We start from the raw sequence: 14,801 nt of genomic DNA, 5'->3' as shown, positions 1-14,801 counted from the left end.
GACCTTGAGAACCCTCGAGTGCACGACTAGCGTGGATTAATCACCGGCAGCCGTATGGTTTCGGTGGATCCCTGACTGCCGAAGGAGGCGGACAATGGCTGAGAACGTTGCTCAGAAGCTCATCCGATCACATCTGGAGTCCGGGGAACTCGCTCCCGGAAACGAACTCGGGATCCGGATCGACCAGACTCTCACCCAGGATGCGACGGGCACCCTGGTCATGCTCGAGCTCGAGGCCCTCGGCCTCGACCGGATCCGCACGGATCTGTCCGTGCAGTACGTCGATCACAACCTGCTGCAGACCGATGAGAAGAACCCGGAGGACCACGAATTCCTCCGCTCTGCGGCGGCGCGATTCGGGCTGTGGTTCTCCCCCGCCGGCAACGGCGTCTCCCACCCCGTTCACCAGTCCCGGTTCGGCAAACCCGGTGCGACTCTCATCGGCTCGGACTCCCACACCTGTGCCGCGGGCGCTTTGGGCATGCTCGCCATCGGCGTCGGCGGCCTCGAGATCGCCATGGCCATGGCCGGTGAGCCCCTCTTCATCAGCGCCCCGCAGATCATGGGCGTCGAGCTCACGGGCACCCTGCCCGACTGGGTCTCGGCCAAGGACGTCATTCTCGAGATGCTGCGTCGTCACGGCGTCAAAGGCGGAGTCGGGAAGATCATCGAATACCACGGGGACGGGTTGAGAAACCTCACGGCCATGGACCGTCACGTGATTGCGAATATGGGGGCCGAACTCGGTGCCACCGCCACGGTCTTCCCCGCCGACGATGCCGTCCGCGACTACCTGGAAGCCGTTGACCGAAGCGAAGACTTCACCCGCATCGAGGCCGACGCAGGTGCCGAATACGATCTCACTGACAGCATCGATCTCTCGCAGCTCGAACCGCTCATCGCCGCACCGTCGTCGCCGGGCAATGTCACTCCGGTGCGCGAGGTCGCCGGCGACGACGTCTTCCAGGTCGTCGTCGGCTCCTCGGCGAATCCGGGCCTGCGAGATTTCGCCGTTGTCGCCGAGACCCTGGCCGACCGTCAGATCCACGCGCAGATCTCCCTCGACATCAACCCCACCTCACGCGAAGTCCTCGCCGATCTCATCGCCGGCGGATGGCTGACCTCGCTGGTGGGGTCAGGGGCCAGGATCCACCAGTCCGGTTGCATGGGCTGCATCGGCATGGGGCAGGCCCCGGCGGTCGGGCGCAACAGTCTGCGCACCATGCCCCGGAACTTCCCGGGCCGGTCGGGCACGGATGAGGACTCCGTGTGGCTGTGCTCGCCGGAGACCGCGGCTGCTGCCGCACTGACTGGGAAGATCACCGACCCCCGCGACCTCGACATGGACTATCCCGAGGTGCGGCTGCCCGAGAAGTACTCCGCGAACCGCAAGATGCTCGTTTCCCCGCTGGAACCAGAGGAAGCCCGATCGGTCGAACTCGTCAAGGGAGCGAACATCTCGACCCTGCCGGACTTCGATCCGCTGCCCGATGACATCGATCTGGAGATCCTGCTCAAGGTCGGCGACAACGTCTCCACTGACGAGATCATGCCCGCCGGCTCCCGTGTCTTGCCGTACCGGTCGAACATCCCGAAGATCTCAGAGTTCGTCTACATCCAGGTCGATGACACCTATGCCACCCGTGCCGCCGAGCACGACGGCGGGCACGCGATCGTCGGTGGGGAGAACTACGGTCAGGGGTCCTCACGTGAGCATGCGGTCATCGCTCCCCGCTATCTCGGTCTGCGGGTAGTGGTGGCGAAATCATTGGCGCGGATCCATTGGCAGAACCTCGCGAACTTCGGCGTCCTCGCCCTCGAGTTCACGGACGAGTCCGACTACGACTCACTGTCCCAGGGCGATGTGCTTGAGTTCCGTGGTCTGCGCGATGAACTCGGTGAGGGGACGACAATCACCGCCGAGGCGGCCGGTCGACCGTTCGAATTCCGCCATGGCCTGTCGCCCCGTCAGGTCGAGATGGTCCTCGCCGGCGGTCGCATCGCCCAACGCGCCGCCCACCTCAGCTGACTCTACGAACTACCTGACGGCGGCTCAGCAACCTGGCGCGAGGTTGCTGGGCCGCTGTCGGGTAGTAATTATTGGGGGTCGGCGAGGAAGCCTCGGAGGAGCGCCGCCGTGCCATCGAGGTGTTCAGCCATGGCAGCACGCGCGGCTTCAGAGTCGCCGGCGAGGATTGCCTCATGGATGTGCAGGTGCTGCTCGTGGGAGTGGACGAGGTTGGGTTCGATCATCGGGATGCATTCGAGGAGCTTGTTCGCCCGTGTCCGACTCTCGACCATCGAGCGCACTAGGCTCGGCGAACCGGTCATCTGCGCCCAGGTCAGGTGCAGCTGCGAATCGAGACGGCGGTACGAGGCCATATCAGAATCCCGGCTCGCTGCGAGGGCGGCCGCCAACTGACCGCGCTGGGCCGCGGTGAGATCCTGTGCGGCCGCCACCTCGACGATGCCGATTTCGACGACCTTTCGCCAGGTAAGTGTGTCGTCGACTTCTTCGGGTGAGAATCCGCTGCCGGGACTGTCGTCGATCCGCTTCGTGCCCGCACCCGCAGAAACAACTCTTCCGGGTCCGGCGCCGCCGTCCACCGCCTCCACTCGGGTCTTCGTCACGAATGTTCCGCCGCCGCGCCCGCGGCGCACATTCACCCATCCCGCCGACTGCAGTTCGGAGATCGCCTCTCGCAGAGTGGCCCGCGAGATCCCGAGATGCTCCGCCAACTCCCGCTCTGCGGGAAAGCGCTCACCGGGCGGGATGATGCCGAGCCGAATGATCTGCAGCAGGCATTCGATCGTCTCCTCGAAGACGTTGCCGGAACGGGCAGGGGCGATCGCCCGCAGTGCCGTCATCTGCTCCTGCGGTGCGCTCGTTTCCTCAGCACTCATACCTTCACGATCTCACAGCGGAGTCGTATAGGCGTTCGTCAGTCCCCCATCGATGGTGAACGACTGCGCGGTGACGAAGGAGGAATCGTCACTGGCGAGGAACGCTACCGCGGCGGCCATCTCCTCGGCCTCGGCGAATCGACCCATCGGCACATGCACGAGCCGTCTCGCCGCCATCTCCGGATCCTTGGCGAAGAGTTCGCGCAGCAGCTCCGTGTTCACCGGCCCCGGGCACAGGGCATTGACCCGGATGCCTTCCTTTGCGAATTCGACGCCGAGTTCCCGGGTCATGGCCAGCACCCCGCCTTTGGAGGCGGTGTAGGAGATCTGCGAGGTGGCCGAGCCCATGAGCGCAACGAAGGACGCTGTGTTGATGATCGACCCGCGCCCCTGCTTGCGCATGTGTTTGAGTGCTGCCTGAGAACACAGGTAGACGGAGGTGAGGTTGATGTCTTGGACCTTGCGCCACACGTCGAGGCCGGTCTCTGTGATCGACGCGTCGGCCGTCGGCGAGACCCCGGCATTGTTGAAGGCGACGTCGACGCTGCCATAGGTGTCCGCGGCGGTGTCGAAGAGGTTCTCCACGGCGACCGGATCCGTTACGTCAGTGGCGACGAAGAGTCCACCGACCGCCTCGGCGGCTGCCGCTCCGGCTTCGCTACTCGTGTCGGCGATGACGACGTTGGCCCCTTCGGAGGCCAGCCGCTTCGATGTGGCCAGGCCGATGCCGCTGGCCCCGCCGGTGACGACGGCGGTGCGTCCGGGCAGGCGGCGGCAGATGATCTCAGCGGATGCAGTCTCGGAGGGCCTCGGTGATGCGTTCATGGGTTTGTCCTTTGTTCAGGGAGGAGGAATTCGCGGCGGATGCGGCTTCGGGTCAGTCGGTGGCGATGAAGACGCTCTTCGTCTCGGTGAACGAATCCATCGCGTGCGGGCCGAGTTCTCGGCCGATGCCGGAACGCTTGAACCCGCCGAACGGCGTCGAGTAGCGCACCGCGGAATGCGAGTTGACCGACAGCGCCCCGGTCTCGACGCCGCGCGCGGCCCGCAGTCCGCGTCCGATGTCGCGTGTCCAGATCGAGCCGGAGAGCCCATAGTGGGAGTCGTTGGCCATGGTGATCGCCTCTGCCTCGTCGCGGAAGCGCTGGACGGTGACGACTGGGCCGAAGATCTCCTCGGTGACGATGCGATCGTGCGGCGTCTTGGGCAGCACCACGCTCGGTGCCAGCCAGTACCCGGCACCGCTGGGCGCCTGCCCGGTGAAGGCAATGTCGACTCCGTCAAGGAACTCCGACACCATCAGCAGATGTCCGGCGGAGATGAGCGGGCCCATCTCCGCGTCCTCTTGGGCAGGGTCGGTGACCTTGACGCCCTTGACTGCAGGCTCGAGGAGTTCGAGGAACCGGTCGAACACGGACTCCTCGACGAGGATGCGCGAGCGTGCGCAGCAGTCCTGGCCGGCGTTGTCGAAGACCCCGTACGGGGCCGTGGCTGCGGCCTTCTCGAGGTCCGCGTCGGCGAAGACGATGTTCGCCGATTTGCCGCCGAGTTCGAGGGTGGTACGTTTCATCGCCTTTGCCGAGTCCGCGAGGATCTTCTCTCCTACTTCGGTCGACCCGGTGAACACGATCTTCGCCACCCGCGGATCGTCGGTGAAGGTCTGCCCGACGACAGAGCCCCGCCCGGGCAGGACCTGGAACACATCCTCGGGGATGCCGGCTTCGATGGCGAGTTCGCCGAGGCGGATCGCGGTCAACGGGGTCAGTTCCGCGGGCTTGAGCACGACTGTGTTCCCTGCGGCCAGGGCCGGGGCGAATCCCCACCCCGCGATCGGCATGGGGAAGTTCCACGGCACGATGATCCCGACGACGCCGAGCGGTTCGTGGAAGGTGATGTCGACACCGCCTGCGACGGGAATCTGATCCCCGAGGTGGCGTTCGACCCCACCGGCGAAGTAGTTGAGGACGTCGCGAACGTTTGCGGCTTCCCCGCGGGCGTTGCCGATCGTGTGCCCTGCCTCGGCGACTTCGAGTCGGGCGAGGTTGTCGATGTCAGCGTCGACGGCGCGGGCGAAGCTGCGCAGCAGTTCGGCCCTTTCCGCCGCCGAGGTGGCCCGCCACCTCACGAATGCATCCGCGGCGCGGCCGATGGCATCCTTCGCCGATTCGACGGAATGTCCGGCCACCTCGGTGATGGTCGTCTCTGTGGCGGGGTTGAGGACTGCGGTCATGGTCGGGCCTCCACGGTCGGGTCGGTGGTCGTTCGGGTGCGGGCGCGGTCACGCGCGGTAGTAACGAGTGCGGTGAAAAGCCGCAGGTCATCCAGGGTCTCTTCCGGGTGCCACTGGACCGCGAGCATCCGTGCATCGGCCGTTTCGAAGGCTTCGATGCACCCGTCCGCGGCGTGTCCGCTGACGTTAAGGCCTTCGCCGAGGCGGTCGATGGCCTGGTGATGGTGGCACCGGACCGATACGGCTTCGCCGATCGTCGCCGAGGTGGTCGTGCCCGGGACGGTGGTCACGTCGACGACTGCGAATTCGTCCTTCACCTCAGCTTCGTGTGCCCCGTAACCGGTGAGGTCGGGCAGGTGCTGGTGCAGGGTGCCGCCATGGACGGTGTTGACGATCTGCGCTCCGCGGCAGATCGCGAGGACGGGGACGTCGGACTGGCGGGCGCGGCGATAGAGCGTGGTCTCGAAACTGTCGCGGCGGGTGTTGGGTACCTGGGTGCGGAGATGGGCGGTCGCCCTATAGAGAGCCGGGTCGACATCATCGCCGCCGGTGAGCACGATGCCGTCGAGTTGGGCGACCTCAACGGCCGACCACGGCTGTTCCGGCGGCAGGAGCACGACGCGTCCTCCGGCGCGGGTGACCGCGGTGACGTAGACACTGGGCAGAAAGGCTGCATCGCGGTCCCAAACACCGTATTGCCCTCTACCGTAGTAGGTCGGCAGGCCGACGAGGGGGCGGGGCCCGCCTTCGTCCTCAGAGACGTTCGAAACCACGCTTGACCTCCCAGTCCGTCACGGCCGCATCGAAAGCGGCCATTTCGACTCGCCCGGCGTGCGAGTAGTGGTCGACGACCTCGTCGCCGAAGGCGCTTCTGGCGACTGTCGAGGAGTCGAAAGCGGCGACCGCGTCGTGGAGGCGGCGGGGAATGTGCGGCACGTCCTGGGTGTAGGCATTGCCGGCGAGCGCCTCGGGCAGTTCGAGCTTGTTCTCCAAGCCATGGATGCCGGCGGCGATGAGTGCCGCACAGGCGAGGTAGGGGTTCGCGTCGGCGCCGGGGGCTCGCTGCTCGAAGCGCAGCCCGGGCCCGTGGCCGACGATGCGCACCGCGCAGGTGCGGTTGTCCCAGCCCCAGCCGACCGCGGTGGGGGCAAAAGAGCCGTCGGCGAAGCGTTTGTACGAGTTGATGTTCGGGGCGTAGAGGTAAGTGAAATCAAATTGGGTGGCCACGACGCCGGCGACGAAGTGCTTCATCGTCTCCGACATCTCCGTTCCATGCCCGGTTGGGAACGCGGGTTTGCCCTCACTGTCATTGAGGCTTAAGTGGATGTGGCAGGAGCTGCCTTCACGGTCGTTGGGCTTGGCCATGAAGGTCACGGACTTGCCCTCCTGATCGGCGATCTGCTTCGCGCCGAGTTTGTACACGACATGGTTGTCGCAGGTGGAGAGGATATCGGCATAGCGGAATCCGACCTCGAGCTGGCCAAGGTTGCATTCGCCCTTCGCGCTCTCCGTGTACAGGCCCGCCCCGTCCATCTCGGTGCGCAGCCGGTGGAGGTAGCCTTCGACCTGTCCGGTGCCGAAAAGCGAATAGTCGATGTTGTACGTGCTCGCAGCCTCGAGATTGCGGTACTCCCCGACCATCGCGTCGCGGTAGCTCGTGTTGTAGAGAGCGAACTCGAGTTCGGTGGCACCGATCGGACTGAAGCCGAGCGCGCCGAGGCGCTCGAGCTGAGCCTTGAGGATCTGCCGAGGTGAAACGGTCATCGGGGTGCCGTCGATGAATGCGAGATCGCACTGGACCATGACGGTCCCGGGGTGCCAGGGGATGTGGCGCACGGTTGAGTAGTCGGGGACGAACATGAAGTCGCCGTAGCCGCGTTCCCACGAGGTCAGCTCATAGCCGTCGACGGTATTCATCTCGACATCGGCGGCGAGCAGATAGCTACACCCCTCGGTGCCATTGTCCATCACTTCGTCACTGAAGAACCGGGCGGTGATCCGTTTGCCCTGCAGGCGACCCTGCATATCGGTGGCCGCGACGAGCACGGTGTCGACCTGCCCGGAGGCGATCTGCGCCTGCAGCTGGTCAAGCGTCAACGGGGATGGAGCAGTGCTCATGGTTCCTCTTCTCAGTAGTGGCGCATCGTTGCGGCAGCTGATGGAAGCGCTTTTATTCAAGGCTCTCGTTTAAGGTATGCCATCAATCCATTTATTGGCAAGAGTGTTGAACTCGATTCCCTCAAGTTTGCTGAATCACTCGATAAATTGACCATTGACAAACCTTTTATTGAAGTGAGAAGCTCAACGACAGAACAGAGCTGTGAGCCCGGTCACGCGCCGCCATTCCGCGCCGACCAGGCGCCCCCGGCACCACCATCAGAGTCGATCTCGCGGTGCCGCCGACGCGCAGGAGATTCCGCGCAGACGTATTAGTTTCGAGCAGAACGGTGTTCTCCATGGCCAATGACGCCACCCCACCCAAAGATCCACAGCAGCAGCCGCCGCCACAAACAGGATCCTCGCCGACGGCGGGCCTCAGCGATGATGAAGCCGGCCTCGCCGAGCTCGGCTACAAGCAGGAGCTCAAACGCGGAATGTCCGGTTTCGGCAACTTCGCCGTATCGTTCTCCATCATCTCGATCCTCGCCGGCTGCATCACCTCCTACAGCATCGCTTTAGGCTCGGGCGGCCCGTCGGCGATTACCATCGGCTGGCCCCTGGTCGGCATCTTCGTCCTCTGCGTGGCTCTGTCCATGGCCGAGGTGTGCTCGAAGTACCCGACCGCGGGCGGTCTCTACTTCTGGGCCGGACGGCTGGCCAAACGCAACAAACGGCATTGGGCCTGGTACGTCGGGTGGTTCAACTTCCTCGGCGAGGTGGCCGTCACTGCGGCCATCGACTATGGTGCTGCCACGACGATGATGGCCTTCGCGGCGCTCACCTTCGGGGTTGTGCCCACGGCGCTGAATACGTTCGGGCTCTTCCTCGTCATCATCGTCATCCACGGCCTGCTCAACACCTTCGGCGTCAACCTCGTCAACCTGCTCTCGGGCGTTTCGGCCTGGTGGCACATCGTCGGCGTGCTCATCATCGTCGGCGCCCTGTGGATCATGCCGACGAAGCACCAATCGTTCAGCTGGACGATGACGGCCTGGCACAACGAAACCGGCTTCACGTTCATGCCGTTCGTATTCCTCATGGGTCTGCTCATGGCGCAGTACACGTATACGGGTTACGACGCTTCAGCGCACGTGGCCGAGGAGACGAAGAACGCTGCCGTCGCGGCTCCGAAAGGCATCGTCATGAGCGTGCTCATCTCGATCATCGGCGGGTGGATTCTGCTCTATTCCATCACTGCGTCCATTCAGGACGGTTCCGAAGCAGGTCTGACCGCGCTCAACGCCACCGAGACCGGACTGCCGCCGGCGCAGGTGTTTCTCGACGCGCTGAACAATCCGACGATGGCGAAGTTCCTGCTCTTCATCGTGTGCGGCGCTCAGTTCTTCTGCGGCATGGCCTCGGTGACGGCGAATTCGCGGATGAGCTATGCGTTCTCCCGAGACGATGCGATTCCGGGGTCTCGGTGGTGGAAGAAGGTCAACCCGCGCACCGGGACGCCGACAAACTCGATCTGGCTGTGCATCGTGCTCTCGACCGTGCTCACGCTGCCCGCGCTGTTCAATGAGACCGCGTATCTGGCGGTGACGAGTGTGGCGGTGATCGGACTTTACATCGCCTATGTCGCTCCGGTGCTGCTGCGCAGGCTCAAGGGCAAAGACTTCCAGGACGGTCCTTGGAACCTCGGCAGGTGGAGCGGGGTCATCGGCTGGATCGCAGTCGTGTGGGTGATCTTCATCTGTATCCTCTTCGTCCTGCCGCCTAGCCTGCCGATCACTATCTCAACGTTCAACTATTCCCCGATCGCGGTACTCGCTGTGGCTCTCATCGCTGTCGTCCTCTGGTATGCCCGCGGGAAGAAGCATTTCATGCAGCACCTGGACAAGGAACAGCTGGCCATTGACGAGAAGAAGCTGCTCGAAGAAATCGACGACTGACCCCTAGTTACTACCCGACGGCGGCTCAGCAACCTCGCGCGAGGTTGCTGGGCCGCCGTCGGGTAGCAATTGGAAAAGAGAAGGCGGCCCGGACGCTCCCGCGGTGGAGAGGTTCCGGGCCGCCGTCTCGTGCGAGCTCTCGAGCGGTCAGGAGCTCACGATCTCACGCTGCTTCAGCCCTTGACCTTGGACTCGATGGCCGCGCCGACCTCGGCGTCGATGTTCTTCCAGTACTGGATCGCATTCGACAGCACCGGCTCCTCGACTCCGTCCGAGAGTGCGCCGGCGACGGTCTCGATGAGACCCTGACGCTCTTCTTCGGAGTAGACCTCGCGGACCAGGGTGTGTGCCTGGCCGAAGTCGTCGTCCTCGGCGTGCAGGCTGTAGGCGCTGCGCACCAGTTCGCCATCGGCCTCCCAGCCGTTGTCGACCGGCCCCTGCTCGTCCTGGTAGGACCGTCCGTACGAGTTCGGGGCGTAGACCGGTGCATTACCCGAGTGGTGGTACTGCATCTGCCCCTCCTTGTCGTACGAATTCGTCTTCGTGACAGGAGCGTTGACCGGCAGCTGGTTGAAGTTCGTGCCGATGCGGTTGCGATGCGCATCCGGGTACGAGAACACGCGGCCCAGCAGCATCTTGTCCGGCGAGAGCCCGGTTCCCGGCACGGTGTTCGAGGGGCTGAAGGCAGCCTGCTCGATCTGTGCGAAGTGGTTCGAGGGGTTCTCGTTGAGGGTGAAGCGGCCGACCTCGATGAGCGGGTAGTCCTTCTTCGACCAGGTCTTCGTCAGGTCGAAGGGGTTGAAGCGGTAGGTCTTCGCCTCTTCGTAGGGCATGATCTGGACGTAGAAGGTCCAGGACGGGTAGTCCCCACGCTCGATGGCCTCGAACAGATCGCGGCGGTGCATATCCGCGTCCTCACCGGCCATCCGACCGGCTTCCTCGTTGCTCATGTTCTCCACACCCTGGTCGGTGTGGAAGTGGTACTGGACCCAGAACTTCTCCCCCTCGGCATTGACCCACATGTAGGTGTGCGAGGAGTAGCCGTTCATGTTCCGCCAGCTCTTCGGCAGGCCGCGGGGTCCCATGAGGTAGGAGACCTGGTGGGCCGATTCGGGCGAGAGCGACCAGAAGTCCCACTGCATGTTGTTGCTGCGCAGACCCGAATCGGGGGTGCGCTTCTGCGAGTGGATGAAGTCCGGGAACTTCATGGGATCGCGGACGAAGAAGATGGGCGTATTGTTGCCCACCATGTCGAAGTTGCCCTCTTCGGTGTAGAACTTCAGCGCGAATCCGCGCACGTCACGCCAGGAGTCCGGCGAGCCGAGCTCACCGGCGACGGTGGAGAAGCGGGCGAGCATCGGGGTCTTCTTGCCCGGCTGCAGGAAGTCGGCCTTCGTGTACTTGGAGACATCCGCGGTGATTTCGAGCTCACCGAAAGCGCCGGATCCCTTGGCGTGGGGGCTGCGCTCGGGCACACGCTCACGGTCGAAGCGAGCAAGCTTCTCGACCAGCGCAACGTCGTGGAGCAGCAGGGGCCCGTCTGCTCCGACGCTCAGCGAATGAGCATCTGATTCCCTCGGCGCACCGGATTCGGTCGTCGAGGGCTTGGTGTTGTCGTGTCCGGCGTACTCATGATCTGTATGTTGCGTCATCACATCTCCTTCAACCGTGAGATTTCAGGCATCGTCGCTCAGCTTGCGATCACGGCCACCGGTGAGAAGTGCTTCCCGCCGGTGCAGCTGATCGAACGACTGAGTGCCGTTGGCCTGATCTCGATTTCCCGACTTCGGCGGAACCTCGTCGGAGTCACTTTCAACATAACGATGTTCGCTACCAGGTACAACCCAGGTTCGGCTGTCGAAATTCCCGTCCCTGACGTTGCCCGTCTCACCCCTGCGCCGAGGCGGCCGATCCATCACTGGAACCGCCCGTCGATCCGCCGGTTCCGGATCCGCCGGAGCCTGCCGATCCGCCGCCCGAACCGTCCGACCCGGAGCCGGTGCTGCCGCTCGTGCCGCCGCTGGTGTCCCCGGTGCTGCCGCTGCCGTCGGTGGAGGTGGAACCGCTGCTCGCATCGGTGCCGTCCGTGGTCGTCGAGCCGCCGGTGGAATCGTTCGTGCCCTTCGTCGTGTCCGAGCCCTGTGAGCTCTGGCCCTCGGCCGTACCTTCGGTGCCGGTCTCCCCCGCCGAGGTGGACTGATCGTTCTGAGTGCTCGATCCGCTGTTCGTGGAGCCCTGACCGCCGTCGGTGCCCGACCCGGATCCGCGCGACGATTCGTCCCCGCCGGTTCCCGAGTCCGAGGTTCCGTCGTTGATGACGGTTTCGTCGTTCGCGGAGCTTCCGGTCACCGATCGTGAGATCTGCGAGGTGCCTGGTGAGATATCTGCTTCGGTGAAGTTCTCGGCCACAACGACCGCGCCGAGTCCGATTCCGAAGGCGGCGACGCCGATCGTCAGCGGGTAGAGGATCCGTTTGCGGCGCAGCTTCTGCCACCAGGTACGGGATCCGCTCTTGGTGTCATCGGCGTCCCCGTCCACGTTCTCGGACTCCCCCTCTCCCGTCGCCGAGGCGGCTGTCGCGTTCGCGTTGCCGGCTGCGGGTTCCGGTGGGGCGAAGGCCGAATCCTCGGCGAGTGAGGGGTCGACTGCAGCGGTCTTCCCGTTGGGGTTCTTCGCGATCTTCGCTTTGACTGCCGGGGCGAGTTTGGATCCGACCTGTTGGATCTTCTCCTTGCCTTTGTCGAGGCTGCGACCGTAGAGAGTGACGGCCAGGGCGGTGACGATGCTGGCGACTCCGGCGCCGACGACAGTGCCTGCGACGCCGAGCTGCCCGCCGATGACCGACGAGGTCGCCGCAGCGCCTGCGCCTGCCAGCAGCTGAGTGGCGGAGATCCGACCGTCCGAGGACTTCTCGTCTTTTTCGTCGTCGACCGTCGCTGTCGATTCGGCGACGCCGGTCGCGGTCGCAGAGGTGGCCGGGGCAGCGGCCGTCGGTGAACCTTGGGGTGTGTCGGGCAGCGTCGTCATCGGCTGCTGTGCGACCTCGCCGTCGCGGCGGATCGGGTTGGGCGGCATCACCGGGGTGACGAGATGTTCGGTGGGTTCGGCCGCCGGGGTCGGGTGGGAGCTGACGATCTCTTCGGTGATCAGCGGCAGGGTCTGGGAATGTTCCGGCATACGAGTGTCATCGTTGTGCTCGCGCTGATCGTTCTTGCCGCTGTCTCCGACCGCCAAAGTTCCTCCAAAGTCCGGTGGAGCACCATTCTCGGACACCGACGTTCGGGCATCCTGACACTTCGTGCCCGAAGCTGGGAAAGACCTGATGGAAACGGTCGGGTAAGGCTCCGCCACCTCGGATGATGCGCGCGAATGTGACGCCGGGGACAATCGGCTCCCACCGATTTCTCAGATGTGTTCGTCGCACCTGCCGGTGTGGAGAACGACCACCGAGACCTCATCTGGAACAGCCTCACCCGGGTCGAGTTCGAACAGCTGAAAACGAGGGAAATCGACGTCGGCTTCGACAGTGAGCACCAACCGGATTCCGTCGGCTGGAACCGGCCGACCGATGACCATCTGCAGCTCGCCAGAAGCAGAATCGGATTCTCTGCCCGAGTCAGCGCCTGAGCCAGTGCCCGAGCCAACGCCCGTGTCGGCACCAGCGTCGCAGGCGACGTCGTCTGTGCTGTCATCGGCGACCATGAGGTTGACGGCGAAGCAGGGGTCGGCCAAATCGACGAGGCTCACGTTCTGCTCTCCGTGGAAGTGCACCGGTCGGAGGGCCGGCACGCGATGCACGTGACCGTCGATCTCAAGGGCCACCTCGGCGGTGGGCAGGAAGGTGCGCGCCATTCCGGGCAGGGCTGAGAACGGGCCCACACGTTCGAGCCTGGCGATGCTCAATCGCCAGGGGTGAAGACCTGGAGTCAGCTCCACCGAATCCGTCAGCCCGACGAGCTCGGTGGTCTGACCGCCGCCGTTGGCCCACGGAACGGGATCACGGTCGGCGAAGGAGGCGAGCGCGCGCATGACTCAGCGCGCCGTGGGCGGGTGGGGCCGCCTCGGCGATGGCGCGGTCATCCCTTGCACAGGCAGAACGGGTGACCGGCCGGGTCGAGGAACACTCGGAACGTTTCTCCCGGCTGTTCGGGGGCTTTGCCTGCACCGATCTCGAGCACAGCCTCCTCGGCGACGTCGAGATCGTCGACCATGACGTCGAGGTGCATCTGCTGCGGGTGGGCCTGACCGGGCCAACTGGGTGCGTGATAGTCCTCGACCTGTTGGATGCAGATCGGCGGCCAGGAATTGGAGACGACTTCTGCCCAGGTGCCGTCCTCGTCGACGGTGACAGACCAATCCAGGAGTTTGCCGTAGAACTCCGCGAGTTCACCGGCGTCGGGGGCGTCGAGCACGACAACGGGCTGCTTTGCGATAGCCATGTCCCGAGTCTACGCCGCCGCACTGACACGACGAAGGCCTGGACACCAGGGCGTAGGATTGTTGAGCAGATCCGCCGATGCTTCCGAATACTCTCGGTCGCATCGGCTCCCGACAGTGAAGGTGCGCGATGAGTTCTCATACCCTGCCCGTCGGCGACGCTCCCGCGGTGCACATCATCCACGACAATCAGGAATGGATCGCTCCGTTCACGGATGCGCTCGACCGCCTCGGCGTCGCCCATGTCGAATGGCTGCTGCCCGAGACCACGATCGATCTTGCCGCCGAACCTCCTGCCGGCCTGTTCTGGTCGCGGCTGTCGGCGTCGGCGCACACCCGCACCGATCCGCAGGTGAAGGAGTACGGGCGAGCGGTCCTCGACTGGCTCGCCGCCGCCGGCCGCCGAGTCATCAACGGTCGCGACGTCTACGAGCTCGAGGTGAGCAAGATCCGACAGCATCGCGAGCTGGCCGGCCAGGGCCTCGACGTGCCACGCACCGCGGCCGCGTTCGGATCGCAGGCGCTCGTCGAGGCGGCTGCCGGCTTCACTCCCCCGTTCATCACCAAGCACAATCAGGGCGGCAAGGGCCTCGGTGTGCGCCGTTTCGACTCCCTCGCCGAGCTCGAGGCAGCCGCCGATGAGTTCGCGCCCGGTGGCACGAATGCGCCGATCGACGGAATCACGCTCATCCAGGAATATGTGCAGCCGGCTCAGCCGTTCATCACCCGCGCCGAGTTCATCGGCGGACGTTTCCACTATGCGGTGCGCGTCGACGTCTCAGGTGGGTCGTTCGAACTGTGCCCGGCCGATGCCTGCGAGGTCCCGGGTGCCGGGGCCAGCCCGGACGTTCCCCAGTTCGCCCGTCGAAACGACGTCACGGCCGCAACCCCGCTCATCGCGCGCCTCGAGACGCTGCTCTCAGGTCTCGGCATCGAGATCGCCGGCATCGAGTTCATCGAAACCGCCGACGGCCGCGAGGTCGTCTACGACATCAATACGAACACGAACTACAACCCGTCGGTCGAGTCCGCCGAACTGTCGGCCGGCCGGCAGCCAGCCGTTGACCGGATAGCGCAGTACGTGTCCGACACCCTCGCCGAGGCGGCCCCGCCGTCGGTGTCCCCCGCCGGGTCCGCAGCGTGGTGAGTTCCCGGGCCCGAGTTCTGATCGATCT

General features: G+C 64.8%; 12 protein-coding genes. 3 read left to right on the top strand and 9 right to left on the bottom strand.

What is annotated here, in order from left to right; genetic code table 11:
• The first annotated feature begins 94 nt into the window (after positions 1 to 94).
• Positions 95 to 2,029: an aconitate hydratase gene (locus QYM46_RS03975; protein WP_432790952.1), complete on the top strand. Its 1,935-nt coding sequence runs from the start codon at positions 95 to 97 to the stop codon at positions 2,027 to 2,029.
• A 68-nt stretch (positions 2,030 to 2,097) separates the two neighbouring features.
• Here QYM46_RS03975 and QYM46_RS03970 read toward each other — a convergent pair whose 3' ends face one another.
• From QYM46_RS03970 to QYM46_RS03950, 5 genes are read right to left on the bottom strand one after another with little or no spacing between them, the layout of a single operon-like run.
• Positions 2,098 to 2,904 carry a FadR/GntR family transcriptional regulator gene (locus QYM46_RS03970; RefSeq protein WP_432790951.1) on the bottom strand — a complete coding sequence of 269 codons (807 nt, stop codon included), beginning with the start codon at positions 2,902 to 2,904 and terminating at the stop codon, positions 2,098 to 2,100.
• Between the two features lie 12 nt (positions 2,905 to 2,916).
• Entirely contained in the window at positions 2,917 to 3,729 is an 813-nt protein-coding gene (locus QYM46_RS03965; RefSeq protein ID WP_432790950.1) for a 3-oxoacyl-ACP reductase, read from the bottom strand.
• A gap of 52 nt (positions 3,730 to 3,781) precedes the next feature.
• The gene (locus QYM46_RS03960; RefSeq protein ID WP_432790949.1) at positions 3,782 to 5,134 is read right to left on the bottom strand and encodes an aldehyde dehydrogenase family protein; all 1,353 of its coding nucleotides are present in this window, start codon (positions 5,132 to 5,134) and stop codon (positions 3,782 to 3,784) included.
• Complete coding sequence (locus tag QYM46_RS03955; RefSeq protein ID WP_432790948.1) at positions 5,131 to 5,907, bottom strand: gamma-glutamyl-gamma-aminobutyrate hydrolase family protein; 777 nt, start codon at positions 5,905 to 5,907, stop codon at positions 5,131 to 5,133. Before QYM46_RS03955 ends, QYM46_RS03960 begins: the two co-directional genes overlap by 4 nt.
• Entirely contained in the window at positions 5,888 to 7,252 is a 1,365-nt protein-coding gene (locus QYM46_RS03950) for a glutamine synthetase family protein (protein WP_432790947.1), read from the bottom strand. The genes QYM46_RS03955 and QYM46_RS03950 overlap by 20 nt, the downstream gene beginning before the upstream one ends.
• Positions 7,253 to 7,590: 338 nt before the next feature.
• Between QYM46_RS03950 and QYM46_RS03945 the strand changes: the two genes are divergently transcribed.
• Positions 7,591 to 9,189 carry an amino acid permease gene (locus QYM46_RS03945; RefSeq protein WP_432790946.1) on the top strand — a complete coding sequence of 533 codons (1,599 nt, stop codon included), beginning with the start codon at positions 7,591 to 7,593 and terminating at the stop codon, positions 9,187 to 9,189.
• Between the two features lie 173 nt (positions 9,190 to 9,362).
• Here QYM46_RS03945 and QYM46_RS03940 read toward each other — a convergent pair whose 3' ends face one another.
• The 4 genes from QYM46_RS03940 to QYM46_RS03925 all read right to left on the bottom strand — a co-directional run bounded on the left by QYM46_RS03940 (position 9,363) and on the right by QYM46_RS03925 (position 13,628).
• Positions 9,363 to 10,841: a catalase gene (locus QYM46_RS03940; protein ID WP_432790945.1), complete on the bottom strand. Its 1,479-nt coding sequence runs from the start codon at positions 10,839 to 10,841 to the stop codon at positions 9,363 to 9,365.
• A gap of 235 nt (positions 10,842 to 11,076) precedes the next feature.
• Positions 11,077 to 12,366, bottom strand: coding sequence for a hypothetical protein (locus tag QYM46_RS03935; protein ID WP_432790944.1), 1,290 nt, complete (start codon positions 12,364 to 12,366; stop codon positions 11,077 to 11,079).
• A 228-nt stretch (positions 12,367 to 12,594) separates the two neighbouring features.
• Positions 12,595 to 13,218: a HutD family protein gene (locus tag QYM46_RS03930; RefSeq protein WP_432790943.1), complete on the bottom strand. Its 624-nt coding sequence runs from the start codon at positions 13,216 to 13,218 to the stop codon at positions 12,595 to 12,597.
• Between the two features lie 47 nt (positions 13,219 to 13,265).
• Positions 13,266 to 13,628 (bottom strand): VOC family protein, encoded by a 363-nt coding sequence (locus QYM46_RS03925; protein ID WP_169251405.1) that lies wholly within the window; start codon positions 13,626 to 13,628, stop codon positions 13,266 to 13,268.
• Between the two features lie 128 nt (positions 13,629 to 13,756).
• Here QYM46_RS03925 and QYM46_RS03920 point away from each other — a divergent pair, with 128 nt between their 5' ends.
• Positions 13,757 to 14,773, top strand: a complete 1,017-nt coding sequence (locus tag QYM46_RS03920; RefSeq protein ID WP_432790942.1) for an ATP-grasp domain-containing protein — start codon at positions 13,757 to 13,759, stop codon at positions 14,771 to 14,773.
• The last annotated feature ends 28 nt before the right edge of the window (positions 14,774 to 14,801 follow it).

Source organism: Brevibacterium sp. K11IcPPYGO002 (assembly GCF_050920635.1).
Lineage (GTDB): Bacteria > Actinomycetota > Actinomycetes > Actinomycetales > Brevibacteriaceae > Brevibacterium.
Note: the sequence above shows the minus strand (reverse complement) of the source record. Positions and strands in the feature narration are given on the sequence as shown.

What these genes read in the sequence shown, in the direction of transcription:
- QYM46_RS03975 (WP_432790952.1), top strand. Translation starts at nt 95, where the DNA reads ATGGCTGAGAACGTTGCTCAGAAGCTCATCCGATCACATCTGGAGTCC.
- QYM46_RS03920 (WP_432790942.1), top strand. Translation starts at nt 13,757, where the DNA reads ATGAGTTCTCATACCCTGCCCGTCGGCGACGCTCCCGCGGTGCACATC.
- QYM46_RS03930 (WP_432790943.1), bottom strand. Translation starts at nt 13,218, where the DNA reads ATGCGCGCGCTCGCCTCCTTCGCCGACCGTGATCCCGTTCCGTGGGCC.
- QYM46_RS03945 (WP_432790946.1), top strand. Translation starts at nt 7,591, where the DNA reads ATGGCCAATGACGCCACCCCACCCAAAGATCCACAGCAGCAGCCGCCG.
- QYM46_RS03950 (WP_432790947.1), bottom strand. Translation starts at nt 7,252, where the DNA reads ATGAGCACTGCTCCATCCCCGTTGACGCTTGACCAGCTGCAGGCGCAG.
- QYM46_RS03970 (WP_432790951.1), bottom strand. Translation starts at nt 2,904, where the DNA reads ATGAGTGCTGAGGAAACGAGCGCACCGCAGGAGCAGATGACGGCACTG.
- QYM46_RS03935 (WP_432790944.1), bottom strand. Translation starts at nt 12,366, where the DNA reads ATGCCGGAACATTCCCAGACCCTGCCGCTGATCACCGAAGAGATCGTC.
- QYM46_RS03925 (WP_169251405.1), bottom strand. Translation starts at nt 13,628, where the DNA reads ATGGCTATCGCAAAGCAGCCCGTTGTCGTGCTCGACGCCCCCGACGCC.
- QYM46_RS03940 (WP_432790945.1), bottom strand. Translation starts at nt 10,841, where the DNA reads ATGACGCAACATACAGATCATGAGTACGCCGGACACGACAACACCAAG.
- QYM46_RS03965 (WP_432790950.1), bottom strand. Translation starts at nt 3,729, where the DNA reads ATGAACGCATCACCGAGGCCCTCCGAGACTGCATCCGCTGAGATCATC.
- QYM46_RS03960 (WP_432790949.1), bottom strand. Translation starts at nt 5,134, where the DNA reads ATGACCGCAGTCCTCAACCCCGCCACAGAGACGACCATCACCGAGGTG.